Here is a 25,740-nt window from a genome sequence, read left to right on the forward strand (position 1 = left end):
AGCGACAGGTGGGCATTGATGCTGACACCTTTGTCCCTGGCCTTGGCTGTCTTGCCTGGGTGCGGGCCGATGCCATTGCGGGATTACGGCGGCGCAGGCTGGCCCGGCCCATATTCCTCAGCGCCAGTGTCTTATGGGGAATCGGCGCCCCCAGCTCCGGCGGGCAGTGGCAGGCCAGCCGATTCCGGCTACAGCCCCGTCGATCCAGGGCCAGGCCCGAAGACGGCCGGCGAAACACCCGGCCGTGTCCCGAATTGCGCGAACCCGCCGAATTGCACCTACCAGGCGCCAGTCGTAGCAGCGGGCACTTCGATCAAGCCGAGCGAGATGGGCAAAGCGGCAGTGGTGCGGCCCGGTGTGGCGACGGGGACGAAGGTGAGCCCCGTGATGAAAGTGGACAAGGCCGTGGCACCGAACCTGGCCAGGAAAGCGCGGCAACCGGATCTGCGCCAAATCAAGCCCGGATACTAAGGAGAACGTGTTGAACGAAGAGCAGCTCATCGAGTTTCGCGCGGGCGATGGCCGCATGTGCAACCTGGTTCATGTGAAGGGACCGCGCGGCCCATCGCGCGGCCCCGTGCTACTGGTTCATGGTGCGGGCGTTCGCGCCAACATATTTCGCCCACCGAACAGCACGAACTTTGTCAACGCCTTGCTGGAACACGGCTACGACGTCTGGCTGGAGAACTGGAGGGCCAGCATCGACTTGCCGCCTTGCGAATGGACATTGGACCAGGCCGCGCTTTACGACCATCCGGCCGCGGTGAACAAGGTGATCGAGCTGACCGGAGCAAGGACCATGAAGGCGGTCGTGCACTGCCAGGGTTCGACCAGTTTCATGTTGTCCGCGATCGCGGGCCTGGTGCCCCAGGTCGAAACCATCGTGTCAAACGCGGTATCGCTGCACCCACAGGTGTCGTGGATCTCGCGCCAGAAGGGGCGCTTTGCGGTACCGTTGATCGGCAAGGTGACGCCATACCTGAATCCCCAATGGGGGAAGCAGGCACAAGGTTTTGTGCCACGGGCGTTGCGCGGCCTGGTCCGGCTCACGCACCACGAATGCGATAACGATGTATGCCGCTTTTCCAGCTTTACTTATGGCACCGGCTTTCCTGTCCTGTGGCGGCATGAAAACCTCAATCCGGAGACGCACGCCTGGATCGGCCAGGAGTTCGCCAACGTGCCGCTGTCGTTCTTCCGCCAGATGTCGCGTTGCCTGGAAAAGGGGCACCTGGTCTCCGACATGGCTGGCTTGCCTTCTTCAAGCATCGCCGCCAGGCCCCGGACCGAAGCGCGGATTGCCTTCATCGCCGGGGAGATGAACGACTGCTTCAAGTGGCAGAGCCAGCAAGCCAGCTTCGACTGGTTTGACCGGTATCGCCCGAACTTCCATTCCCTGCATGTGCTGGGTGGATACGGGCATCTCGACATATTCATTGGCAAGAATGCCGACCGGGACACTTTCCCGGTACTGATATCGGAACTGGACGCCCAATCATGAACGCTCCCGACCGACAAAAACGCCTGGCGGGCCGTTACGGCCTGGTCGATGGCATTCCCTTCGAAATGCCAATCAACTCGGAACAATCGCCGGCACTGATGGCAGTGTTCTCGATCGATGCGGAGGCCGCGGCGCGCCTGCTGCCGGGCGGGGAAATCCATCCTTTGCGCCTGTGGAAGCGCGGATTGCTGGTCGTTACCGTGATCCACTACAAGATCACCGACATCGGCAGCTATATCGAGTACTCCATTGCCATTGCATGCACGCATGGGCGCCGGCCGGCGCCGCGCCTGCTGCCGGCGATGATGATGAAAACCTTCGGCACGGGCCAGTATGTGCTGGACCTGCCGGTTTCCACCGAGGTATCGGTGAAGGGAGGCAAGGGTATCTGGGGCATGCCCAAGCACCAGGCCAGCCTCGATTTTGTCATCGGCGAGCGCTGGGTAAGCAGCCAGTACGACCTCGACAACCAGTTGATGATGCGGCTGGATGTGGCAAAGCCTGGCTCGGCCTGGCTGCCAGTCAGCATGGGAGCAGCCAACTACTGCGCCTTCCGCGGCATGCTGATGAAGTCCTTCATCTACTTTAAAGGCAAGCTCGGCTTGAGGCTTTTCGATCCAACCGGAGCGCGGCTGCTGATAGGCGACCATCCGCGCATGGCCCCCTTGCGTACCCTGGATATCCATCCGGTGCCCATTGCGGCCGGATTCTTCCCATCGACGCAAGGCGTGCTGGACGACCATTTCGAATGCTGGTTCATCACGGAACCGGACAAGCGCATGACGCCGATGCAGGGCCTGGAATCGACCTTTCCACTGGGCCAGTCGCAAACCTGGCTGCCGGCGCCGGCGCGTGCACAAGACTGGGAAGGTGTACGGTCATGAACGCGCCGCACACACCGCCGATTGCCAATGCCATCCCGGGTCCGCGCCGCGCCCTGGTGCTCGGGGGAGGCGGGATGCGCGTCGCCTACCAGGCCGGAGCGGTAAAGGCGCTACATGAGGAAGGAATGCGATTCAGCCATGCGGACGGCGTCTCCGGCGGAACGATCAACCTGGCGGCGCTGCTTTCCGGAGAGTCGCCCGATTCCCTGTGCAGCCGCTGGCGCGCGTTGCGTCCGCGCGACTTCGCCGCCCTGCGACCGGTTTCGGAATACCTGCACCTGGCAAGAATGCGTGCGCTGGGCAGTGCCGATGGCATGAGGAAGAAGGTGTATCCCGCGCTGGGCATCGACATCGACCGTATCCGGGCTGCGGATGGCATCGACGCATCGTTCAGTGTTTGCCGGTTCGATGACAAGATCGTCGTTGCCTTGCCCCATAAGGAACTGGACCTGCCGCGACTGGTGGCTGCGGCATCCTTGCCGATCCTGCTGCCGGCGGTGCAGGCGGCTGGCAGCACCTGGACCGATGCTGCCTGGATTAAGGACGCCAACCTGCTCGCCTGCGTCGAGCGCGGAGCGCGTGAGCTATGGCTGATCTGGTGCATTGGCAATACACCGGTCTATCGCAACGGTGCCTTCAACCAATACGTCCACATGCTGGAAATGAGTGCCCTGGGCGCCCTGCATGCCGAACTGGCGACCATCGCAGGCATCAACCGGCGCATAGCTGCGGGGGAAGCGGTGTGGGGACACCGGGAGCCGGTCGTCGTTCACATCATCAAGCCAGAAACTCCGCTGCCGCTTGACCCGGACTTCTTCCGCGGCCGGATCGATGCGGCCACACTGATCAACCTTGGCTACCGTGATGCGCAGCGGGCCCTGCGCGCAAGGCAACCGGCACCGCTCGATCCAAGCGCGACATTGATGCGCGAACCGGGGACGGGCCTGAGTTTCCGCGAAACCATGGCCGGCCCCTTCAAGCTGGGCAAAGCAGGAGCGGGACGGCTGGCTATGCACGCCACCATCCATATCGACGATATGCATGCTTTTGTCGCCTCCAGCGACCATAAGGCAGGCTTGTCGGGCCATCTCGATATCGAACCCTGGGGCCGCGCCATCCCGGCGCAGTCCGGGGTGTTCGGCCTGTTCAGCCCCAGCGGCGATCCGGCGCTGACTTATATGGTGTACGAGCTTGGATTCCGGCACCAGGGCAGCGACTACTACCTGGCAGGGAAAAAGCACGTGCGGCTCGGCGCACCATGGCGGCTGTGGAAGGAAACCACCACCCTGTACACCCAGCTGCACAAGGGAAGCGACGCCAGCGGCGAGATCGTCGGCGCAGGAACCCTCAGCCTCGGCGTGCCCGACCTGCTTCGCCTGCTCGGCACCGCACATGCCACCAATGCAGCAACGCCGTCGGCGCGGGCGATGGCTGTGTGGTGCTTCTTCCGCTTCTTCGCGGGGGAACTGTTTCGAACTTATATCCGGCGCTCACCGCGTCCCTCATCATGAATGCAAACACAAGCCCAGGCAGGACCGAGCTTTACACCCAGGAGCTGATGGTCAACTGGCTCGGGCCACTCCAACTGCTGCGAACCGGCATGCGCTCGGCAGCGGCGACGACAATGGGCGCCTTTGCGGACCCGCGTGAAGTGCAGGCCGCGCTGAAACCTGCCCAGGCCAACCCTGCCATCGCAGTCAGTGCCGATGGCGACAAGGGAATATGGGTCGACTATCTGTCCGATACGGGCGACGGCTGGGACTCGACTTACTCGATGGCTTTGTGCGTAAGCCAGGCCGTCAAAGCGGGCGGGGCAACGCAAACGCTTCCTGCCGCACAGGTACTGTTGCTGGGTGGAGACCAGGTGTATCCGACTCCCGCCCAGGGCGGCTACCGCACACGCTTCCTGGACCCGTTCCGTGCCGCATTTCCGGCCCCGGTACCAAGCAATCCCCATGCGGATGACAAACAGGTCGTGCCGATCAAACGTGCCCCGCTCATGGTGGCTACGCCAGGCAACCACGACTGGTACGATGGCCTGCGCGGTTTTACGCAGTTGTTCTGTAATGGCGATCCCGTCGGCGGCTGGGTCACGCGCCAACGCACCAGCTACTATGTTTTGAAGCTGCCGGGTGGCTGGTGGATCTGGGGACTGGACTTGCAGCTCGAATCGGCAATCGACCGCCCTCAGCGCGAATACTTCGAGCAGATGGCCAAGGAAGTGGGGCCCAACGACCGCGTGGTGCTGTGCACGCCGGAGCCGAGCTGGGTAGACGAATCGGAGCGTGTGAAGCGCCAGTCCCGGGTGGCCTTGCGTTCACTGGAAACCCAGACGCCGCGCTTCCGCAGCCTGAGTGAGATCGAACAGATCCTGGGTCCGCGGCTGGCACTGGTCCTGGCTGGAGATTCCCACCACTATGCGCGTTACGAGCCGGCGCCAGGAACAGAGGCTCCGCATCGCATTACTTGCGGCGGCGGTGGCGCTTTCCTGCACGGCACCCATCAGTTGCCGGATCCCCCCGAGCCTATTAGCGTGGCGGGTGAGAAGCAGCAATATCGCCTGGCCCAGGCCTATCCGGACAAGAAAACATCGCGCCGCCTGCGCAATCGGGCCGGACTTCTACCGGCGGGTAATTTGTCCTTCTGCTCCTTGCTGGCGATGTTCTATCTCCTGTGCATCTGGGTGATTGAAAGCGCCAGCAAAGTGCGCCATCCGGAATTGGGCTCGGCCAGCCTGATGGAGAACCTGGCGAGCCTGGAATTGACTGCCGGCCATATTGGTGAGGCATTGCGTTGCCTGTTTGTCGTCGCCGCACATAGCCCGTCAAGCGTCGTTCTTGCCCTGCTGATCGTTTGTGGTTGCGGCGTCTTCTCGGCCGCTGGCGCGAACCGTGCCCCACGCCTGGCCTTCCTGGCGGGATGCGTTCACGGACTGCTGCATTTACTGTTGGCGGCAGTCATTGTGTGGTTCATGGGGCGCGTGAATGTTTTCCACCTCGGGATGGACACGAATGACCTGGGCCAGGTCGGGCTGTTCATTCTTGAGACCCTGCTGCTTGGCGGCATACTGGGCGGTTTGCTGTTCGGCTTGTGGATGGTGCTGATGAACGCCGCCTGCGGTTTGCATTACGAGGAGGTGTTCTCATCGCAGCGCATTCCGGACCATAAATGCTTCCTGCGCATGCACTTTGAGGAAGGCAAGGTAACGATCTACCCACTGAAGCTGGAAAAGATCTGCCGGCACTGGCTATTGAGTACAAATGGCCTGGAACAGCTGGCGCGCGTCAAGCGCACCTTCAAGATAAGGGCAACACCGGCAGCGCGCGGCCCCCGATTCGTTCCCGCACCAGGTAACGCCAATCCAGCCGAAGGGCTTCAACTGATTGAACCGCCGATCACCGTCGCGCGCAAAGGGGCCAGCTATGAGCAAGCCAGACTTTGACGCCATAGTGATTGGAAGCGGCTTCGGAGGAGCTGTGTCGGCGTGCCGGCTGGCGCAAAAAGGGCGTAAAGTCCTGGTGCTCGAACGAGGACGAAAATGGACGACGCAAAACTATCCTCGCGCCGCGAGCGATCCCTGGTTGTGGAATCAGGACCGGCCGGACAAATTTCATGGCTGGGCTGACTTGCGCGCCTTTTCCGATATGTGGGTCGTAGCGGCAGCGGGCGTGGGCGGGGGATCGCTCATCTACGCCAATGTGTCGGTAGAGGCCAAGCCAGAAGTTTTCAAACGCGGCTGGCCGAAGGAGATCACCTACGAAGCCTTGCAGCCACATTACGAGGAAGTCGGGCGCATGCTGGGCGTGCAGGAAGTGCCGGATAACCAATTGAGCCAACGCACGCGCCTGATGCGTGAGGGCGCCGAGGCCTGCAACTGGGGCGGCCGATTTCGCAAGTTGCCGCTGGCCGTGCGCTTCGATCCGGATTGGAATCCGGACCGGCCGGACACGCGGATCTCCGTCAACGCGCATGGGAAAGAGCAGGGCACTTGCGTCCATTGCGGCAACTGCGATATAGGTTGCCAGGTAGCGGCCAAGAATACGCTCGATCTCAATTACCTGGCCGAGGCCGAAAAGAACGGCGCCGAGATCCGCCCGCTTCATCTGGTCAACAAACTGGAACCGCTGGCACAAGGCTGGCGCGTCCATTTTGACATCATCGACGAGCAGAGCGGGCGCCTCACCCCTGGTTGCCTTAGCGCGGCAACCGTATTCCTCGCAGCGGGCTCCATCGGCAGCACGGAGCTGCTTTTACGCTGCCGTGACGAGCACCGCACAATGCCCGGCCTTTCCTCCAGGCTGGGACATGGCTGGGCACACAATGGCGATTTTGTGACGCCGGCTTTCTACGACGGCCGCCTGGTCAGCCCATCCCATGGCGTGACCATTTCTGCAGCGATAGACCTGCTTGACCATAGCGGCCCGGACGGCCAGGCGCTGTTTGTGGAAGACGGCGGCGTCCCCAACCTGGCCGGCAACTTCCTGCGCAAGCGGCTCGAGCGCCTGCCGCGTGGAAAACTCAGGGGATTCTATAAGGAGCTGCGCGAACTGGTTGACGACGGCGATCCGCTGGAGCATATGATGCCCTGGTTTGGCCAGGCAATGGAACCGGGCGATGGACGGCTGTGGCTGGGCCGCCGCTGGTATGCCCCGTGGAAGCGCAACCTGCGCATGCAGTGGTCGTTCCAGCGCTCGAAGGCAGCGATCGAATCCATGATCTCCGCCCACAAGCTCCTGACCGAAAAGACCGGAGGCCGGGTCTATATACCGCAGACCTGGACCTTCCTGCGCAATCTGATCACCCCGCACCCGCTGGGGGGATGCAATATGGGGTTGACGCCTGCCAATGGCGTGGTCGATGCGCGAGGCCGTGTCTTCGGGTATTCGGGGCTCTATGTGATGGATGGTGCAATCATTCCGCGTGCAATCGGCCTGAACCCATCGCGCACCATCGCCGCTCTGGCGGAGCGCAACATCCAGCTCATGCTTGGATAGCGCACAAAATTGGGTGGCCCCAGGCGGGAAAAATGGGTGGGAGTACGGAAGCAGCGCCCTGCGGTTCTGCCTAAAGTGCATTACGGCGCCAGAGTGGCGCCTCAATGATGCGAGGGGGAACTCACATGACGACGATGTATAGAAACTGGCGAAAACTGCTTCCAGCAACCGCAATGTACTTGGCCTTTGTCGCCACGGCCAATGCCAGTATGGCTGTTGGCTGGTGGGGCGGCACGTGGAAGTGCAATATCGATGGGCGCCCGGCGATGATGAAATGGAGCACGGTTGATGTCACGGAAGGCGACTGTGATGGTGAAGTGTGCAGCCAGTCGACCAGCGTCCGATGGAAGGGCAGCTTTTCCGACAATGGCTCACGCTGGGTGGCGCTGACCAATGCGCGCATGGGAAGCCAGGGAGGACTGTATTTCAATCACGCGGACGGCAACAAATGGTATTTGCCGAGACCGCAAGCAGGGCGTTCCGTTGGCTGGACCACCTGGCAGGGCAAGAGGTACCAGCTCTCGTGCTGGCGTTAGCTTGTTTCATTGAATTGTGGCGGAGGGAGACATGGGTGGGAAACGCACTGGGCCAAGCGTGGCCTCAACGGCAGGAAAGATACTAGCCAATTCAAATGCGTCGGCGCTGCAGCGCAGTTTGGCCGGCAGCGCACTGGCGCAAGCGGGGACCGATAAGGCGACCGGCAAAGCGATGGAGGCGAAGGCGTCGGCAGCATTAAGGAATCAAAATTCAGCGACGGTCACGCGTCAACTCGCTGGATCGGTGACGTCGCAATCGCTGAAGAAGCGTTAGATTGACGACTCGGTGGCCGGGCGCGCCTTGCTCAGCCCGGCCACCGATTGCCAGGCGCTACTGCTCCTGGGCCGCAAAGAACGACAACGATTGGGTCTGATCCTCCGGAAGGAGCAAAAGCATGAATACGAGTCCGAATGGTGCACTGGAAGATTCAGTGGCGGGAGGCGCAGCGAAGGGGGGCGAGCGAAACCTGACTCTTGCCGAGTATTTGGTGGGCGGGTTCGGTGGCTTCCTGGTCGGTTTCACCGAGCTGCTTAAAAGTGGGAGCGAGTCCACACATGTAACGGTCTTGAGGATCTCGGCCGTGCTGCGGGAGCACTTCTCACCAGCCCTGTCTGCGGGCTGGGTAGCGCTGATTCTGCTGGGCATATTCTCGATGCTCCTTTGCTATGTCTATCGTCCAGCGAGCCGCAAGGAGTCGTTCGCGTTGGGTCTTTCGGTATTTGCAGTACTCACCGCAGTGACACCAGCGCAGACGCCAAAGAAAGATGTGGAGGAGCCTCCCACTGTCGGCTGGCTGTCGATTCTCCCCTCGGCTCATGCGCAAGACCTGAAATCGGACCAGGTCGGCGACTACTACTTTGAATTCGAGGGCTGGCGATCACGCGTCAAAAGCGAACGGGTGGTCATGTCGGTCTTTGACCACAAAGGCAAACAACTGCTCCAGTCCCTGACGGTAAATGCGAGAACGGTGAACAAGCTTCAACTGAAAAAAGGAGAGTACGTCCTCTTGTTTGAATGCAGCGGATGCGAGCGGACCTATGTAAACCTGACCATTGAGAAGCCTGTGGAGGGATCAAGGGTCACACTTGATGATTCGGGTGTCCCGCTCAGCCTTCAACGCTTGTTCAGGCCCAGCATCAGGGACGTGGAAGACCTGACTCCCAGAAGCCTTGACCGCGTGATTGCGAAATTCAAGGCGCAAGCAGAATAGGGCGGAAGCGGCGTGCGAGCCGCTGGCTCGACCTTCTGTCAGCTCAGGCGTACGACGCTGCAGTGCCGGCTTAGCCATGAGATGACAACATTGCAACAAAATATCCAATCAAACGCCGGATTTGTCGCGACTCAGTGATAATGCCGCCTCAATTAATTATGCCGTATGGCAATAAGAGAGGCAGGTAATGAAAATGACAACGGCATCCCCTGCGGCGCACATTCTGGCGGCCGCTTTTACAGCGTTGGTCGCAGGTTGCGGTGGCGGCAATTCTGAGCCATCCAAAGCGTCTGTGCAATCTCCGAGCACACCGACCACACCAACCACACCAACCACTCCGACGACGCCGACCACACCGACCACGCCGACCACGCCATCTACTGGCGCGATGGCAGCGATCAATGTGAACAGTAGGGCGGAAGTAGCTGCCTTCTACAACACCACCATGTTGCCCGCATTCTCGGTTCCCATGCAGTGGACGGGCTCGACTCAAGGCTGTGTAGCCGGTACCACGTCTGCCGAGTACAAGGCGGCCGTGCTGAACACTGTGAACAGCTTCCGAGTCTTGGCAGGCTTACCGGGGAATGTCTCCCTCAATCTCACGCATTCGGCAATGGCGCAGCAAGCGGCATTGATGATGGAAGCGAACTCCCAGTTAAGCCACACGCCGCCAACTTCATGGAATTGCTACACGGGCGATGGTGCAACAGCAGCGGGTAGCGCAAATCTGGCGCTAGGCAACGCAGGCCCAAATGCGGTACGCGCCTACATCGTCGATAACGGCACCCCAAGCCTGGGCCACCGCCGCTGGGTGCTTTATTCGCGCCTTGGCGAGATAGGTACAGGCGACACAACGCGGGCCAATGCGTTGTGGGTCTTTGGCGGCACCGTTGCAGCACCAGCGGCCGTAGCGGAGACGGGCATCGCGTGGCCAGCACGCGGTTATGTTCCGTGGACTTCCAAAGTGGCTGACCCGAGCCATCCGTGGAGCTTCTCTTTGCCTGGCGCAGACTTCGGTGGCGCGAGCGTGGAGATGAGCAATGACCAGGGCAAAGTGCTCTCCGTCGGCAATGTTGGACCATTACCGAACAATTATGGCGACAACACCATGAGCTGGAGACTGACGGCGGACGCTAGCGAATGGTCGCGTTCTCCAGCCGACACAAAGTTCAATGTGCGGATCAGCAATGTGAAAGTTGGCGGGCAGGCCAAGTCCTTCCAGTACAGCGTTACTTTCTTTGTCCCTTAAGCTGACGTAGCTCCAGCTCACGGATTTAGGGAAACCTGTTGATCGATATTGAGTGCACTGGCAGCTTCGAAGATCCGTGGAGTTGCCTAAGCTTTCCTGCAACGGGTTCAAACAGTGTATTCGAGGCGCTGACTATACGTTCCTTCGGTTCGCCCCCTTGCAAAACCATAAGCCATAGCGTCAATTGAAGGGCGCGAGATACGGTTGCCCGAAAAATGAGCTGACACGATGTAAGTGGCAGCACTATGAAGTGCCCTGACGCCGATCGTCTGTTTGCTGAAAGTTGTACTCTCCGAATCGGTGGGAGGGGGAAGAGTAGAACAGTTCCATCCAAAATTCGTGTCAACGAAATTTGTGATTGCCACCAACTACTTGCAAAGTACTGTTCCGAGTTTCTGCCTAGTGACTCAACGGGATTTCCCGAAAGGTGTAATACGCGACGACTTCCTGCACCGACAAGCGCGACGGCGGCACGCCGTGGTCAACGCAAGGCGGCGCGCGGAGCAGCGGCCAAGCTGATCGACAGCAGCACGTTCATCAGTCCGGCGGAAGTGAAGCGCGCCGCATGCCGGATCAAGGATGCCGGATCGACTATGGCGCCCGGCAAATGCTGGCCAAGGAACTGGTCAATGAAGCGAAAGGCCTGACTATCAGAGCAGGACAAGGCGTAGATGCAAGCCAGCGCGATGCGCAGCCGTTACATAGTGTGTATTTTGGGTCTGCGATTGCTGATACGATCCAGAATAGAGCCTTCGCGATGGCCCCCGGGCCTTTAACGAACTCCACCGTTACCACCGCACAGGAGTACAACTATGACGAACGATGCGCAACACCAGAGTTCCACTTCGAAAGGGCAGGCCCCGCACCCGGCAACGCTCTACGATCAATGCAACGACGCGGTACGAGTGGACAACTTCAATGAGCTTGACGATGCAGCAGCGGTCGCAATGCGCTCATTCTTTCGAAAACTTGGCGCGCCGCATTTGTACGAAGAGCGCGTACTGCCAACGCTAAAGACTGCGGAATCGTCAATCTTCGCCGCAGTGCGTGATCGGCCGTGGCCACCATGGGGTTATGGCTCGCGGCGTATTGTCGCCATGATTCAGGTTCATCCTGTGGGCAACAACAGCTTCGGTCTCAGTCCAGCATACGTGCGACCGGAGGAAGCGGCAAATATTGGCATGCGTGCCGCGCTCTACAAGGAAGTGCTGGAATCACTGGAGCAACGTCCCGATGCCGAGATCAATTATCTGGTCGTCGAAGGTGCCGTGATGACGGATCATGTGCTGACCAAGTACGGATTCCAGCCATCCAAGGACCTGGTGCAGACGGAAGACGCGCGCTACTTCTTCTATCGTGCGCCAGTGCGCAGTGTACTCGACAACCTGGGCCTGGCCAACGTTTCCATTCCTGAGCTGCTGGCACACAAGGTCGAGGCGAAAATCCTGGAAGCCAATGCACTGTTCCAGGGAGTGCTTGACTGGGCCCGCCTGCGTGAGCTCATCACAATTGACGGCGGAAGTTTCGACGCCTCCCTACCGGGCGGGGTGCCGCCATCTCCGCCAACGGCGCGAATTGACATTGGTGGCATTGATATCATCACCAATCCCGGTGCCAGGTGACTATGGAGGATGCGTTACGCTACAGCTGCCTTATTGGAGAGGAGTTTTCCGTTCGCTGCCCGCCACCACCGCCATTGCTGGCAGCCCGGTGGTGGTGGCAGCTGGGGCCTTCGATTCCGCAAGTACTGTCGCAGCGCGCACGTTTCAGGGAACGGTTCCTGAGCGGGAAAGCCATGCTTTGGATTGAGACCTTACCCTACCAGTTTCTTTTACCATTTTGGCTGCCAGTTCGGCCGACTTTGGCACGCGGGGAGCAAGGCGAGTCACCGCCGTTGGACAAGGATTTGATCAGCGCCTTGCGACGAGCAGGCATCGAATTAACGGACCAGAATGCGCCTTCATTCAGTGCGGCCCCTGGCGCGGGCCAGGAGAGCTTACGCGAGCAAGGTTTTGCGACAGTATCCGGCCTGCTCGGTGCGCGACAGTTAGACAGCCTTCGGGACTATTTACGCGGCATTGTGCGACGCCAGGCTTCAATAGGCGACGCACAATGCGAGCGCCGGTACGGCGTCCATAACGAGCCGCTGCTGCGCTTTTTCCACCACCAGCTCGCTAATGTGGTGACGCGACTGGCCGGCGAACGCGTGATTCCATCCTACTGTTACTTCGCCGGATATCGTGATGGCGCGGCGCTGGCATGCCACACTGATCGCGAGCAATGCGAATTCACCATTTCCTTTCTGGTCGAACATGGGCCGGAAAGCAGTCCGTCCTGGCCCATCTGGCTGAAGCTGCCCGCTGAAACGGTAGCCGTGCACCAGGCGCCCGGCGATGCTCTGATTTTTCGGGGCAGGGAGCTGCCGCACTGGCGCATGCCGCTAGGTCCGGGCCAATGGTCGTACTCACTGCTGTTGCATTACGTTCCCGCGGCTTTCAGCGGTCGCTTGCATTGAGCGGTAGCAGGACGCTGCTTGGATTTGCCCGAGTTGGGAAGATCGTGGCAGCGGCCAGTTCAATTGCAGCGGCCTGCACATCGCGAACTGTTTCGGTGCGCCCGTCCAAAGACATGAGGGAGGAGACAATAACCGTGACGCCTTCAGGTCTTCCGTCAGCGGCTATGGTCAACCTGAGTAGGAGACTTCCGTGCAGTACATGGTTGTGGCGCCTCATTGCAGACCACCGCTCGCCGATTTCGTCCGCAATCGGCTTCACTTCCCCGAGCGTCAGGTCACCCCACACCCTCAGTGCCGGCGGCCGGAACCAGCCATGCAAGACAACACGGCCCAGAAGGGGGTCGCGCGTGCCGTGCACTGGGGTAACGGCATGCGGGAAGCGCGCATCGAATACGAGCAATTGGTTAAAGTGCGGTGGGATGTGTTCAACAAGCTCTTCCCGCTCTGCTGCATGGCTGGAGTCGAAATGGCGCCAGTAATCAAGCGTAGAAGGGCGCAGCAGCGCCGTCTCACCGCCGGAGAATGCGGGCGGACCAGGCGGCGTCAGGGAAAAAACTACGCCCCAGGTGCCCTGGCCCACATCGGTGTGCAGGTTCTGGCAGCAACCTTCGATATAGTACGAGATCCAGAGGTCGGTGCATTGGCCGCAGCCCACATTCTGTTCGCCCCACTGGCGCAGGCTAGCGATGAAGTTGCGGTACAACTGCGGAGAGAAGAAGTGCTGCGCCGGACTGCGCAAGTATGCATACTGTCCTTCGACATACCAATAGTCCCAGACCAGCCGGGTGGGCGAGAACTCGCGCGCAGGACGCACGCGCGCCTCATACTCGGCGCGCATGTCGGCAGCGCGGGGAAAGAAGTCCGGCTGAACGAACCAGTGGGCCGAAGCAGGATTCGACATGGGCAGTGGGCGGTTGTCGTTGTATTGATCAATACTACCGGAAATACCACCGCCGGTGCTGTAACCCAATGCACACGGTTATTTTCAGTTCGACGGGGCTGATATGCAGGTCGACATATTCATTCGGTCCTACTACAAGGATTTGCGCTGGCTGCACTACTGCCTGCGCTCGATAAGGCGCTATTGCCATGGCTTCTCACGAGTCATTGTCGTGGTGCCGCACGCCAGCCGCGCGCGGCTGGACTGGCATGGACTGGGCGGCGATATTACGATCAGTTGCCCGGACTATGCTGACGACTATCTAGGTCAGCAAGTGAGTAAGCTGCATGCCGACACGATATCGGAGGCCGATTACATCTGCCATGTCGATTCCGACTGCATCTTCTCGCGCAGCACACAACCGTCTGACTTGATGCAAGATGGAAAGCCGCGCATCCTTTTCGCCCCTTACAGACGGCTGGATCGCCATGTTCCGTGGCAGGGGCTGGTCCAACAGCTGCTTGGGCACAGTGTCGACTATGAATTCATGCGCACACCGCCCTATACCTTTCCCCGCTGGATGTATCGCGAATTCCGGAACTTCATCGAAGCGCAGCATGGCGTGGGGCTCGAAGAGTATGTACTGCGCCAGCCAGCACGCGGTTTTTCCGAGTTTAACGCCCTCGGTGCCTATGCCTACCATCATCATAGGGACGCCTGCCATTGGCTCGACGAGAACGCGTGGCCGCCAGAGCGCCAGTCCTGTCGTGCTTACTGGAGCTGGGGCGGTATTGATCAGCGGCTGCAAGAGGAGCTGGAACTGATGCTTGCGCCGGGCCCAGCGCGCGAGGACCCGAAGGGGGAGGTATGAGGATTCCCAAGCTCGAAATGCACCTGGCGCACCATTGCAACCTGCGCTGCGCCGGGTGCAGTCACTTCTCCAACTACCGCGGCGGTGCGGCGGTAACTTTTGCGCAAGGCGGGCCCTGGATAGAGGCGTGGGCGGCCCGCGTTGAACCAATCCACTTCACATTCCTTGGCGGGGAACCGTTGCTGAATCCCGAACTCCCGCAGTTCTTGCGATTGGCGCACTCGGTTTGGCCTTTCTCCAACCTGCGCCTGACCAGCAACGGACTGCTGCTCGATCGATGGGGGGCACCGCTGTGGGAGGTCCTCGCGGAAACAAATACACGGCTTACCATCTCAATACACTCACGCGAACCCCGTTACCTCGAACTACTTGAACCTCGTCTGGTGCACGCATCCGCCGAGGCGAAGGCTTACGGTGTCCATTATGAAACAAGGGATTCGGTGAATGGCTGGTACCGCCTGTATCGTGGGACAGGTCGCGACATGCTGCCATTTGACGATGGCAATCCCAAAGCAAGTTGGAACGCTTGCGAGAACAAACATTGCGTGACGCTGCAAGACAACGCCTTATGGAAGTGTCCACCCGTAGCCCATCTGCGTCGGATCGCCAAGGCCTTTGAGCTCGACCGCATCCCTGCGTGGCGCACGGCCTTGCATTACGTTCCTCTGAGTCTTAGCGCGACCGACGACGAGATCAGGGCCTTTATTGCCGGCAGGGAGGAGGCCGTTTGCGGCATGTGCCCGGCGCAGCTGGAGTACTTTGAGAAGACTGTGTTCTAGTTCCAGCGCGCCTGGATCGCAGCCAGGCGCGCGGCAAACCGCTGGTAGTTTCTGCGCCAGATTGCGGACGGGATGTGCGCGACTTCCGGAAATGGCGCGGCATCAGCGCGAAAGGCCGCGAGGCTAAGGGCCAGCAAGCTTCTGAAGCCGCCATCGTCCATGCGTTCGGCCAGGCGGCAGTCCGGCACACCTGCGGCAATCGCGATCATGGCTTCCACCGAGGCCAAATGCAATCGAACAAAGCATTCTTCGCTGGTGCACCAACTCTCGACACTTGGCTGGCTAGCGTAGCAGTGACGCACGATGCTGCGTTTCCGCTCCGTTTCCTGCGAAGTCAGCAACAGCCGTTCGCCGAAATGCAATGGCCCGGCCAAGCTGCGGGTGATACTACCGAACGCCCGATGGACCGCAAGACTGACATCCTGATGGTGCCGATGGCCATACTCGCCCCAAATGCCATGGGTGTAGGCACGCAGGTAGTCGTACTCTCGTCGCAGCTGCAACAGGCGCAGTTCCAGTTCCTGTACGGGGAGTGGCCCCGCATGGTCGGGAAGATCAAAGGCGAAAGGATGCGCGCCCAGCGCGCCGCATGCTGCAAGGAATTCCTCGTAGCGACACCGGGAGCTGGACGCCGTGGTTGCGGCGGTGGCGCAGGCAATGTCGACCATACAGCCAGATGAACGCAGCCGATTGATCAGTCCCCCCATGAAAATGGTTTCATCGTCCGGATGGGCGACCACGACCAGCACACGCTGGGTGAACTGGTCAGGCATAATGCAGCCGCTGCAGCAGAGGCGCGGCGAGTTCGCTGGCCTCGTCGAAGTCGCGCCGTTCGCTTTGGCTCAGGCTGGCGCGTCGCCATTTTTCAAGCGGTGCGGCAGTGATGACCGGGCATGCGCTGAATGGGAGACCGAGCCAGTTAAAGATCGCTTGAGCGCTTGCACCGGGGTTTTGGCACAGGTCTTCGTAGCGCACCTCCATATAGTCGCCGGCATAGCGCCTGCCATACGCCTGGGCATGCTCGACACAGGTAACCCAGGCCTGCGCCTGGAGCAGAAAGCGGTGGGGTTGAAGCCTGTGCGGCGCTGCGAGAGGCATGCCGCGCCAGGATCGCATGCCGCTCTTGCCAAACGTAACTGTGGCACAAAAATCCTGGTAAGTAGGAGAGTCTTGCTCGATGCGGGGCGGAGACCAGCCATCGGGTGCACGCTCCTGGGTCAATTGGAAATATCCTCGCTGAGACAGAGAGACGTCGCGGCCATCTCGGATAATGTGGAGAAAGCGGGCGGAGGGATACAGCTGCTTGATGACCGGCATGAGAAATAATGATTCGCAAAATTTCCATCCCCAGGCGCCGGGCAGTTCCCGGCCCCCGCTGTAAGCAGGCCACACCTGCTTCAACAGTTCTGAGCAGGCCCCGAGCAAGGCAGGCTCAGCCGGCGTTTGAAAGGGATAAAAAGAGCTGGTTACAAGGGGCACGACGAAACTTTGTCCCCAACTGCGGGAGTCCAGAGATTCCCGATGCAAGTCGGCGCCCATGAAAATCCCGTTGTGACGCAGGAGATTGCAAAGCAGCCTGCTGCCTGAGCGTGGCCGACCTATGATTACGATGGGGCCGGTCATGGTGCCTTACCCACAAACCAACTGACGATGGTGAAGCGCTCGCCATGCGTAACCTTTCGCACTTCATGGAATACATCGGAGCAAAAGGCAACCAATAAGCCGGGTTCACCAGCGATGCAGATTCCCGGGTCAGCCACAGCATCGTCGATGCGGTAAAGGCGCAACTCTCCGCCGCAATAGCTGTTCTCGTCCGGAAGACGGGCACTCCTATTCAGGAAGATAACCACCGAAATCTGCCTGGCCCGCAGTTCCGGAGCATGCGCCGGATGTATGGACGAATCCTGGTGGGGACGAAAGAAGTCGCCGCGCCGGTAATGCAGGAATTGGGCTGCCTGCGCAGCACCGAGCGTCATGCCGAAATGGCGCTCTACGCACGGGCGCAAACTATCGAGCCGTGCGGCAAGCTGCAGCTGCAACGCGTGCGGGATCACCGCGTGGCTGGTTCGGCGCACACGCAGGTTGGTGACATCGTCACCCATCTCGCCGCCAACCTGCGCCGGGACGTGCTTGCCTTGGCGCATCGCGGCGACTGCCTCACGGCACCAGTCCAGTGCAAGAAAGTGACGCTCGACAAAAATCGCAGGGGGAGCAGGATAATCGTGGCTGAGATAGCGCATTGGGTCTTCTCCCGACAGTGCTTATAGGGTGTCGCTCAGGTGGATAGTACGCACATGTGCCAGGTTCTTGTCATGACACGCAAGAAAGCGGGCAAGCCTGCGTCCAGATACAATTGGCCCGGAGTTGGCGATATACCAGCGGCGTGGGCTGGTCCAGTGTTCGAGGCAATCGCGCGCGCCCTGGGCGACGTTGCATTCATCGTCAAAGAAGGCACCTGTGAATCCATTTACGTACTTCCAGCCGCCCAGGATCCTGCGATTGACGAGCACAGGGGTATCCATGCAGAGTGCTTCACACAACAGGCGCGGAGAGGCGTCAAGTTCGTTTGGCAAGAAAAGAAAGCGGCTGCAGCCCAGCAGTCGCATCAGGTCTCCCCAAGGAAGCTCAGGTAGCATGGTCAGGCGGTGAGGATGCCTTAAAGGTGGCCCGTCAAGCACATCACGGCCGACCAGTGCACCGCGCAGGCCCAACTCGTCGCACAGGACCGGCAGGCAGCGTAAGGCAAGTCCCCAATTCTTGACTTTTTCCTTCCAGGAACCAGGCTGGCACACGTAGGCGAAATCGTAATCTCGCCCCGAATGCAATTCACCCAAAAGCGGCCTTGGCGCTGCAAGCGTGTAGTCGATAAAGTCCGAGTGGCTAAGCAGAAGCAAGCGGCGCCCAGGCGAGAAAAACTGGTCTGGGTTCCGAAAACAATGGCACCAGGCAAAACAAAGTGATTCGTAATCCTGCTGGTTGGATAATCTGTACCCGGCAGGAAAATCAACGTAGCTGCAGAATCCAAGTAAGCGATGCGACATCGTGAACGAAAGGATCGCCTGTGCCTGCGCCGCATTAGCGGCAGGGGCGTGAAGGCCTACATATCCCGTGCTTTGGCTGCGATCGTCAACAAGTCCAAACATCGGCCATTCAAGTCTCATTTCCGCACACCTTCTGTCATGCCCAAGCCTGTGTTTCAGCATACCCCTTAACGCGGTTCCCGACCACAGATGGCGCGCGTGTGGGGAATTCCGGCCCGCATCCGTTGGCATCTATGCAGTAAAAGATCGATGACACTCAAGGACGGCCGGACACATGTTGGAGCCTCCCAAGATTTCCGGTTCGGGCCAGGTGAGGGAAGGAACCGATACGATCGCAACGGCCACGGAACAAATCGCGGTCGGCAACCAGGATCTATCGGCGCGCACCGAACAGCAGGCCGGCTCGCTCGAGGAAACCGCATCGTCGATGGAAGAACTGACGTCGACGGTCAAGCAGAATGCGGACAACGCACGCCAGGCCAACCAGTTGGCGGCGTCGGCCTCGGAAGTGGCCAGCCGCGGTGGGGCGGTGGTGGCGCAGGTGGTGGACACCATGGGTTCGATTAACGAGGCTTCCAAGCGTATCGTCGACATCATTTCCGTCATCGATGGTATCGCCTTCCAGACCAATATCCTGGCCCTTAACGCAGCGGTCGAAGCGGCACGCGCCGGCGAGCAGGGGCGCGGTTTTGCCGTTGTTGCGACCGAGGTGCGCACCTTGGCGCAGCGCTCTGCCCAGGCAGCAAAGGAAATCAAGGAGCTGATCCACGACTCCGTCACCTGCGCTGAGGCGGGCAGCAAACTGGTCGATCAGGCCGGCCGCACGATGGACGAAGTCGTCGCCAGCATCGCTAGCGTGAGCGATATCATGTCGGAGATTTCCGCCGCCAGCGCCGAGCAGTCGACCGGTATCAACCAGGTCAACCAGGCCATCAGTGAGATGGACACGGTGACGCAACAAAACGCTGCACTGGTGGAAGAAGCGTCGGCTGCCGCCGACTCGCTCCGGCAGCAGGCCGCTCAGCTCTCGTCATTGCTCGCTGTGTTCACGCTGCACAAGGCTGCCACCAGCGCAGCCACGACGCTGAATGGCTCCACAGCTCCGGTTGCGGGCCGAATGCAAGCGGCACAACGCCCCTACGTCGCCTTGGCGTCCCCGTCGCCCCATAGGACGCTGGGCGGCACAGTGGCGATTGCACCGCCGCCGTTTGCCGCGACGGTCGTATGGGCGGCCCGAGTTGGTGCAGATCAGCGAAAGCGAATGGATCAAGCCAATGGATAGGGCTAATTGCTCCCAATTGGAAGTTGAGCGGAATTTGATTTCTGGCTGCAGCCCGGATTCCATAATTTAGGTAACGGTGCTCTGTCCGCAAGGCGGAGCACCACATGATCGTGTAAGACCCATTTCGACAGACCGAGGGAGACAACCGGTTCTAGATTGGTTATTTCGGCAGCTAATCGCGGCAGGGGTTGGCGGGCATGCGACCGAGTTGCCGCGTTCGCCAGACAATCGCTGACGGGCCACTCAGAGAAGCCAGTTGGGAGAGTGCATGAACACTGTCCGGAGGAAAATGGCCTGTCGGCAGATCGCACGCTCCGAAACGGTGAGATCTGGCCGCGACTGTCAAAGTCTCTTGCGAAGCATATTGGCGAACTTGGATCCGATTGCCATGATTAAGGCATACAACAGCAAAAGAGGCAGCGCCAACAGCGCAAATCCATATGTGACCGCAACGACTGGTAGCCAGATGATAAAAACGCCAATGAACGCACCGACCCCGACCATTTTGGCGGACTTGTCCCCGGCCCAAATACCAACTAAGCCCCCGACCAACATACCCACTAGCGCTAACGCCAGAACGAAGGTGAGCGACGAAACTCCCTGCACAGTCACATATGTCCCGATCACGCTGATCCCACCCGCCACGGCGCTACCCAATACAATTGCGAAGGAACTGTTCTTGCTCGCCCGCTTCTCGCGTAAGTTCGTCACGTAGCTTCCCTGGTCTTGGCAAATAGGTGAGTCTAGCACCTGACACTGGAAGGCGAACGGCTCGCGCAATAAGTACTTGGCGAACTTACCCAGCGGTGGCGACAAAGCAGCATCCACTACTGCGTTGAAGCAGGCATGATGGACGCTGCCATCGTGAGGACACTGTCTGGCCTGCGCGTCGGATCGCCTTGCCGTGTTCTGACGTCTTCGATGAAAAGTTCGTACTGACGGCCGTCTTTGGACCAAGTTGCCTTCCAAAGTAACTTATCGTGCGCGTCATTGTAGAGAAGTGAAAGGACCGCCGGACTCCCCTTGATTTTGGATGTAAAGAACTCCTCCATTTCAGTAATGCTTGCGCCGTCCTTCTGATAGTCCCAGACCGTCAGCATTAGCAACCCCTGCGAGTTCGAGAAGACCAAATTGTGACGATTAATCGATTCTTTGAAATTGCCCACGAGATTCAAACCTGTCGTGGCCAGTTGGTTCACTATGGCTGACAACTCGTCGGGGGGAGCCTGATTGGCTAGCGCCTTGGCTTGCACCACAATTTCCATCGCTTCTGGCGGCGACTTGATCTGCAAATAGCCCTCGCGGCTCTTTGTGGTGTCCTTCCAGAAAAAGTCATTCTGCTCTTTAGTAAGCGTGCCTTTAGGAATCAATTTGTCCCCATGACTCGATAACTGAAGAATCGGAACTGGAACGCTTTGGGCCGAGACGTCTTCACCTATCAGCAATACCAAGATTAGCAGTGGAATCGATTTCATTATCGTCCCCATAAACCGAGTCCCAAACCAAAATCGCTCAAGTTACAATCTACCGCCATACTATCGGGCAACCGCACGGTTCGCTTCCCGGCAAGATCGTAATAAAAGTGCGCCCCCAACACCAGTGCTTGCCCATCGCCAGGCCACCATTCGGCGATCAGTGGACTTCCAGCGCGCGCACTAAACAGCCACTGTCGATTGAGATAGTATGGGCGGAAATAAGGATCGACTTCCATCGCGGCATTGATCGATTCTGCTGTCCATATACTCCGGTATTCGGCGATTTGCCGCCAGTCGCCGTTAGCTCCGCCTCTATCTAGCACCCATGACATCGCGAAGAGTAGATAACGGAAACGGGTATAGTCCGTTGTCAAGGATTCTAAAATGCGGTACTTCGCTTGCTCCGCTTCGCTTTTCTGAGGTAGCGTTTTAACATATTCAGGTCCCCCGACAGCATAAAAGAATCGCGCAGACACGTTTTGAAGTCCGAACGGAATTTCACTAAAACGGCATGAACGACTGAACTGCCCGAGCGCATTGGCATTTTGAGCAAAAAGCATAACTGACGCAATAAGCATCAATCGCGTCAAGCGGTCAATATTGAAATGTCTCATTGCTACTCCTATGGAATCGGAGGGCGGTTGGGTGTTGGCACCGGCGGGGTGGTTGGTGGCGCATCGTTCACCAATGGATAGCGTACGGCATCTAAGGCCGGATAGTCATAATCCGGCCCAATCGACCAGACGACCATACCGAAATTTCCTGTCGGACTAAAGTAGCCGACGAGCAGATCCCCGTCGTTATTAATCTGGAGCCAGCAGCTGCCGCATTTGCCTCCAGTGTTGGTCGCCCAAATCGCAGCATTATTGCTGTTATATTCGACGAAATTGCCGTCCGTCTGCATGATGGCGTATGCACCGTATTTCTTCATTCGGTACCGCACAGAGCCGTCAATCGATCGATACATAACTAAACTGCCGTCGGATTGCATGATTAACGAATACTTTCCGTCCGGGGAAACGATACTTTGGTTATCTCGAAGGATATAACCTTGAAGTAGCCGATCCGACGCCTGACTTAAGGAGCACAGAAAAGCAAGGATGCAGCCAAGAAAAATTCGCATGAACCTCTCCCTCCAAAACAATTTTGGTCGCGCTTGACGCTCGAATCGCCTTACACAAAGGAGCGCTCGGCCAAACATGGAACGCATGGCGCGACGCCAATTTGAAAGCCGGCAGAACTATTAATATTGAAGCGATCAATTGCCAGCTAATATCGAACTTTAGCTACGGCTGTGCATATCAGCTAAATTATTAAAAAATCTATCCGTTCGTAACAGGATAAAAATCTTTATCCATTGGCGCAATTTTTCGCCGGGGTAGCGCATGACTTCTTGATCGACGGCACATTTTGCCGTTTGAGTGCGCATCAAATCGCTCGGGACACTTGCCACATTCGCCGTGAACTTGAGCGTTTGCAGTGGTGGACTGACTGCAGCACTAAGTTGAGAGGGGTGATGCGCTGCAAGCCGGCGTTAGAAGAAACACCAACGGGGCCTTATCTAGGCCTTTTTCTTCAATGAGCGCTTGAACTCAGGAGCATAAATCCGCGACGGACCGAGCACTTTGCTCACTCCACCGAAAGCCGAAAGGGGCTTGGCGTCACTGCTTAACGTGACGGACCAAGGGGCCACGTGGGCAGTCTGTCTCAAATCTTGCCGAGCAAGCCGTGGCGGACGCCTTTTTGATCTCTGTGGCCGAGCTCAAGCGGTTACGTTATCGGACTCGGAAAGACGCCAGGTTTGTCTACGAGGCGGAAACGCCGCTTACTGTTGCCGAGCTCGAAATCTGGAAGAATACTGGCAGCTTTCCCACGCGCCTTAACCAATAGCTTGGAGCGGAAAGGTGAGCTTGCACAGGGAGTTCATGGATGGTGAATCGAATACACCAGTGCACGTGCATCGACTTAGGCAGTTTATGCAGAGTGCATAAATTGCCTAAGCTCCGTAGGACGGTTGAGGCGCTGTTATCGCGAGAGGTAAGAATCGCGGATTTAATTTGTGTCCAGGTGTCGCTGCAGCGAGCGCTGTGAGATGAACGATTTCCTGCAAAATTCTGGGCGTGTGGGACGGTCAACGCTGCAGCAAGAGACGCGGACCGATCGCCTCTAGGCCGAGTGTCACCGGGCAAAATGGGGCTATGAATAATTTCCTGCAAAAACCGTGAACATTTTTCTGCAAATAGACGATTGCCCAGCGTAGGCCAGTGCGGCGCGTACGGCGTTTGACATAATATAGATTATGCGAAGTCATGCGTGCGTAGGAGCTAAGATGTAATGTCCGGTTCTAGCAAGCCTGAAAAGTCCGCCCCCCCCAACTCGCTAACATCGCTCTCGGCCAACTCGACATCGATTCTCGTTGGCCAGCCGAGAAATAGTCGGCTGCCGGCGGAACTGGCTGGAACGGCATTGAATCCCATCGAAATCCAGTTTCACAACGTAACCCTGGCTTTGGCATCTCCAACCATTCCGCCCAACGCGAACCGGCTAGCACCCGCTCCCTCTTGACACATTTCGATGGTCGCAAAACCCAATGGCCGCGCCAGATCTCACGGCTCGCTGGAGCATGATGCTACCGTTGCGGTGGTATTTCCGCCACCATGGCAATTTTTATAGTTGAAGAGTTCATAAGTCATTGCGATACTCGCAGCACTGTTGGCCCGCCCGTGCGGCGCCGGCATGCCACCTCCTTAAGCCAGCCTGACGCAAGCTTTTCAGACCGGCCCGCGACGCGGCGCATTACCTCTCTCGTTTGCCTGATCACGCTGTTGTCATTTGACGCCGTCGCCTCCAGCCGAAGCGTGCTTCGCTTGTCCCGACGCCTATTGCAACGCATCCCTGCCGGGATGTCCGACATGAGAAGGACAAGAAATGCGAGCTGCACAAATCCGCCGCCACCTCGGCGCGCCCTCCGCCCATTTACCCCGCACCGGCACCGAACATGGCCTGCCTTCGACCACGCCACTGCTGTTGCGCGGCACAGTCGCTCCGGCGGCCGGCGCCAAGGCGGCAAGCACGCCAACGTTGAACCTGGAATTCTCGCCGCGCGACTACATCACCTACCTGCTGTCGATTGACGCCGAGATCGAACACTGCCTGATGGTGCAATACCTGTACGCCGCCTATTCGCTGGGAGGTCCCCAGGTGCCCGAGGCGTTCCGCGACAGCGTGCGCACCTGGCAGGAGGTAATACTGGGCATCGCCAAGGAGGAAATGGGCCACCTGATCTCGGTGCAGAACTCGCTGCGCCTGATCGGTTCCCCGCTGCACATGGAACGCGAAGATGAACCGTGGGACTCGCCTTTCTATCCGTTCCCGTTCATGCTTGAACCGCTGACGCTCGACTCGCTGGCCAAATATGTGTATGCCGAATCGCCGGTTGGCTGGGACGGTGGTGCGCTGGGCGACGAAATCCGCATGCGCGTGCACGCCCAGACCGATAACCCACACCAGGTGGCTGCGCTGTTCAACACCTTGATTCCGCTGGTGGCCGATCCCGAATACCTGCCTGATGCCGCCTTTGATGCTTCAACCTTGCCAGCCCAGGCCGACTTCGCGGAGTGGGGCCGCGGCTACCAGGGCGGCCATCGCGGCCGCCCCAGCGGCGAGCCGACGCAAACGCCGGACGTGCTGGTGGTACCGCAGACCTGCCGTGACGACATGGTCGCCGCCCTACATGCCATCGCCCAGCAAGGAGAGGCCACTAGCGGCACCACCGCTTCGCACTTCGTGCGCTTCCTGCGCATCTATGTCGAGATGCGAGAACTGACCGAGCACACGCCATTGGCACCAGAACACTGGAATGCGGCGCGACCGCCCGATTTCGCCGCGCCGCAATGGCAGGCGCTGCAACCCGTGAGCAAATCCGGCCTGCTCGCGGACAGCCCCGCTGCGCGCGCTGCATGGGCGCCGGCGCGGCAAGTCGCCATCAACCCTTACGTCTCGCTCAATCCAGATGACGAGGGCGGCGACGAAAGCGCCACCACTACCCGCATCACCCATCCCGAAGCAACCCTGTGGGCCACGCTGCACAACATCCGCTACCGCATGCTGCTGAACTACCTGATCCACAGCTTCACGCTGTACGGTGGGCTGAATGCGGCCGGTGCGATCACGCCGCGCGGCGCCATCGTCAACGCTACCTTCGGCGAGATGTACAACCTGCGCGCCATTTCCGAGATCTTGATGCAGTCGCCCATCTCGGCTACCGATCCGGCCGCCGGCTTTGCCGGGCCGCCGTTCCAGATGCCCTACACCCTTAACAGCCCGTTCGGCGAAGCAAACAAGTGGCGCGGCCACCTCGACCTGCTGACCGCCTCGGCCAACGTGGTGGAAGCGCTGCAGCTGCTGGTGCCCGAATCCCGCCATCCCTATCTGGCGTCGCTGCGCGAGGCCGACCGCAATATGCGCGAACTGATCTCGCGCATCCTGTCGGGCAGCATCGACACCGCCTTGCTCTAGGAGA

At 59.2% G+C, this 25,740-nt stretch carries 24 protein-coding genes and 1 pseudogene; 15 read left to right on the top strand and 10 right to left on the bottom strand.

The annotated features are described in order from the left end of the window. The first annotated feature begins 69 nt into the window (after positions 1 to 69). From ACWBU6_RS15955 to ACWBU6_RS15995, 9 genes are all read left to right on the top strand, one after another. A complete protein-coding gene (locus tag ACWBU6_RS15955; RefSeq protein WP_452644396.1) occupies positions 70 to 471 on the top strand; it encodes a hypothetical protein in 402 nt (133 codons plus the stop codon). 10 nt (positions 472 to 481) lie between these two features. After that, complete coding sequence (locus ACWBU6_RS15960) at positions 482 to 1,501, top strand: esterase (RefSeq protein WP_452644397.1); 1,020 nt, start codon at positions 482 to 484, stop codon at positions 1,499 to 1,501. Next, the gene (locus ACWBU6_RS15965) at positions 1,498 to 2,385 is read left to right on the top strand and encodes an acetoacetate decarboxylase family protein (RefSeq protein WP_452644398.1); all 888 of its coding nucleotides are present in this window, start codon (positions 1,498 to 1,500) and stop codon (positions 2,383 to 2,385) included. The genes ACWBU6_RS15960 and ACWBU6_RS15965 overlap by 4 nt, the downstream gene beginning before the upstream one ends. Further along, positions 2,382 to 3,896, top strand: coding sequence for a patatin-like phospholipase family protein (locus tag ACWBU6_RS15970; RefSeq protein WP_452644399.1), 1,515 nt, complete (start codon positions 2,382 to 2,384; stop codon positions 3,894 to 3,896). The genes ACWBU6_RS15965 and ACWBU6_RS15970 overlap by 4 nt, the downstream gene beginning before the upstream one ends. Next, positions 3,893 to 5,827 carry a preprotein translocase subunit YajC gene (locus tag ACWBU6_RS15975; RefSeq protein WP_452644400.1) on the top strand — a complete coding sequence of 645 codons (1,935 nt, stop codon included), beginning with the start codon at positions 3,893 to 3,895 and terminating at the stop codon, positions 5,825 to 5,827. The genes ACWBU6_RS15970 and ACWBU6_RS15975 overlap by 4 nt, the downstream gene beginning before the upstream one ends. Next, positions 5,808 to 7,379, top strand: coding sequence for a GMC oxidoreductase (locus tag ACWBU6_RS15980; protein ID WP_452644401.1), 1,572 nt, complete (start codon positions 5,808 to 5,810; stop codon positions 7,377 to 7,379). The genes ACWBU6_RS15975 and ACWBU6_RS15980 overlap by 20 nt, the downstream gene beginning before the upstream one ends. A 125-nt stretch (positions 7,380 to 7,504) precedes the next feature. Beyond that, on the top strand, positions 7,505 to 7,915 hold the full coding sequence (locus ACWBU6_RS15985; RefSeq protein ID WP_452644402.1) for a DUF6006 family protein: 411 nt from the start codon (positions 7,505 to 7,507) through the stop codon (positions 7,913 to 7,915). Positions 7,916 to 8,310: 395 nt separating this feature from the next. Beyond that, positions 8,311 to 9,126 carry a hypothetical protein gene (locus ACWBU6_RS15990; protein WP_452644403.1) on the top strand — a complete coding sequence of 272 codons (816 nt, stop codon included), beginning with the start codon at positions 8,311 to 8,313 and terminating at the stop codon, positions 9,124 to 9,126. A 187-nt stretch (positions 9,127 to 9,313) separates the two neighbouring features. Then, positions 9,314 to 10,375 carry a CAP domain-containing protein gene (locus ACWBU6_RS15995; RefSeq protein ID WP_452644404.1) on the top strand — a complete coding sequence of 354 codons (1,062 nt, stop codon included), beginning with the start codon at positions 9,314 to 9,316 and terminating at the stop codon, positions 10,373 to 10,375. Positions 10,376 to 10,856: 481 nt separating this feature from the next. On the opposite strand, the gene ACWBU6_RS16000 is transcribed toward ACWBU6_RS15995, so the two are convergent. Next, entirely contained in the window at positions 10,857 to 11,039 is a 183-nt protein-coding gene (locus tag ACWBU6_RS16000; protein WP_452644405.1) for a hypothetical protein, read from the bottom strand. 148 nt (positions 11,040 to 11,187) lie between these two features. Between ACWBU6_RS16000 and ACWBU6_RS16005 the strand changes: the two genes are divergently transcribed. Next, positions 11,188 to 11,997, top strand: coding sequence for a hypothetical protein (locus ACWBU6_RS16005; protein WP_452644406.1), 810 nt, complete (start codon positions 11,188 to 11,190; stop codon positions 11,995 to 11,997). Between the two features lie 272 nt (positions 11,998 to 12,269). Beyond that, the gene (locus tag ACWBU6_RS16010; RefSeq protein ID WP_452644407.1) at positions 12,270 to 12,890 is read left to right on the top strand and encodes a hypothetical protein; all 621 of its coding nucleotides are present in this window, start codon (positions 12,270 to 12,272) and stop codon (positions 12,888 to 12,890) included. Here ACWBU6_RS16010 and ACWBU6_RS16015 read toward each other — a convergent pair. Then, a complete protein-coding gene (locus ACWBU6_RS16015) occupies positions 12,871 to 13,860 on the bottom strand; it encodes a 2OG-Fe(II) oxygenase (protein ID WP_452644408.1) in 990 nt (329 codons plus the stop codon). The two genes, ACWBU6_RS16010 and ACWBU6_RS16015, sit on opposite strands and share 20 nt — an antisense overlap. Positions 13,861 to 13,894: 34 nt before the next feature. Here ACWBU6_RS16015 and ACWBU6_RS16020 point away from each other — a divergent pair, with 34 nt between their 5' ends. Continuing rightward, complete coding sequence (locus tag ACWBU6_RS16020; protein WP_452644409.1) at positions 13,895 to 14,641, top strand: DUF6492 family protein; 747 nt, start codon at positions 13,895 to 13,897, stop codon at positions 14,639 to 14,641. Next, positions 14,638 to 15,420, top strand: a complete 783-nt coding sequence (locus tag ACWBU6_RS16025) for a radical SAM protein (RefSeq protein ID WP_452644410.1) — start codon at positions 14,638 to 14,640, stop codon at positions 15,418 to 15,420. The genes ACWBU6_RS16020 and ACWBU6_RS16025 overlap by 4 nt, the downstream gene beginning before the upstream one ends. On the opposite strand, the gene ACWBU6_RS16030 is transcribed toward ACWBU6_RS16025, so the two are convergent. The 4 genes from ACWBU6_RS16030 to ACWBU6_RS16045 are packed head-to-tail and all read right to left on the bottom strand — an operon-like array spanning position 15,417 to position 18,581. Next, positions 15,417 to 16,193, bottom strand: a complete 777-nt coding sequence (locus ACWBU6_RS16030; protein WP_452644411.1) for a PIG-L deacetylase family protein — start codon at positions 16,191 to 16,193, stop codon at positions 15,417 to 15,419. The two genes, ACWBU6_RS16025 and ACWBU6_RS16030, sit on opposite strands and share 4 nt — an antisense overlap. Then, complete coding sequence (locus ACWBU6_RS16035; RefSeq protein WP_452644412.1) at positions 16,186 to 17,043, bottom strand: sulfotransferase family protein; 858 nt, start codon at positions 17,041 to 17,043, stop codon at positions 16,186 to 16,188. Before ACWBU6_RS16035 ends, ACWBU6_RS16030 begins: the two co-directional genes overlap by 8 nt. Further along, a complete protein-coding gene (locus ACWBU6_RS16040; protein ID WP_452644413.1) occupies positions 17,040 to 17,660 on the bottom strand; it encodes a 2OG-Fe(II) oxygenase in 621 nt (206 codons plus the stop codon). The genes ACWBU6_RS16035 and ACWBU6_RS16040 overlap by 4 nt, the downstream gene beginning before the upstream one ends. 21 nt (positions 17,661 to 17,681) lie before the next feature. After that, a complete protein-coding gene (locus ACWBU6_RS16045; protein ID WP_452644414.1) occupies positions 17,682 to 18,581 on the bottom strand; it encodes a hypothetical protein in 900 nt (299 codons plus the stop codon). A 187-nt stretch (positions 18,582 to 18,768) separates the two neighbouring features. Here ACWBU6_RS16045 and ACWBU6_RS16050 point away from each other — a divergent pair. Next, positions 18,769 to 19,743, top strand: a pseudogene (locus ACWBU6_RS16050) (methyl-accepting chemotaxis protein); the annotation flags it as partial. A 342-nt stretch (positions 19,744 to 20,085) separates the two neighbouring features. Here ACWBU6_RS16050 and ACWBU6_RS16055 read toward each other — a convergent pair. From ACWBU6_RS16055 to ACWBU6_RS16070, 4 genes are read right to left on the bottom strand one after another with little or no spacing between them, the layout of a single operon-like run. Further along, the gene (locus ACWBU6_RS16055) at positions 20,086 to 20,559 is read right to left on the bottom strand and encodes a hypothetical protein (protein WP_452644415.1); all 474 of its coding nucleotides are present in this window, start codon (positions 20,557 to 20,559) and stop codon (positions 20,086 to 20,088) included. 11 nt (positions 20,560 to 20,570) lie between these two features. Next, on the bottom strand, positions 20,571 to 21,218 hold the full coding sequence (locus tag ACWBU6_RS16060) for a hypothetical protein (protein ID WP_452644416.1): 648 nt from the start codon (positions 21,216 to 21,218) through the stop codon (positions 20,571 to 20,573). Then, on the bottom strand, positions 21,218 to 21,832 hold the full coding sequence (locus ACWBU6_RS16065) for a hypothetical protein (RefSeq protein ID WP_452644417.1): 615 nt from the start codon (positions 21,830 to 21,832) through the stop codon (positions 21,218 to 21,220). Before ACWBU6_RS16065 ends, ACWBU6_RS16060 begins: the two co-directional genes overlap by 1 nt. Positions 21,833 to 21,840: 8 nt before the next feature. Continuing rightward, entirely contained in the window at positions 21,841 to 22,341 is a 501-nt protein-coding gene (locus tag ACWBU6_RS16070) for a hypothetical protein (RefSeq protein WP_452644418.1), read from the bottom strand. A gap of 1,805 nt (positions 22,342 to 24,146) precedes the next feature. On the opposite strand from ACWBU6_RS16070, the gene ACWBU6_RS16075 reads away from it, so the two are divergent. Next, positions 24,147 to 25,736 carry a ferritin-like domain-containing protein gene (locus ACWBU6_RS16075; protein ID WP_452644419.1) on the top strand — a complete coding sequence of 530 codons (1,590 nt, stop codon included), beginning with the start codon at positions 24,147 to 24,149 and terminating at the stop codon, positions 25,734 to 25,736. The last annotated feature ends 4 nt before the right edge of the window (positions 25,737 to 25,740 follow it).

Source organism: Pseudoduganella sp. HUAS MS19 (assembly GCF_053615455.1).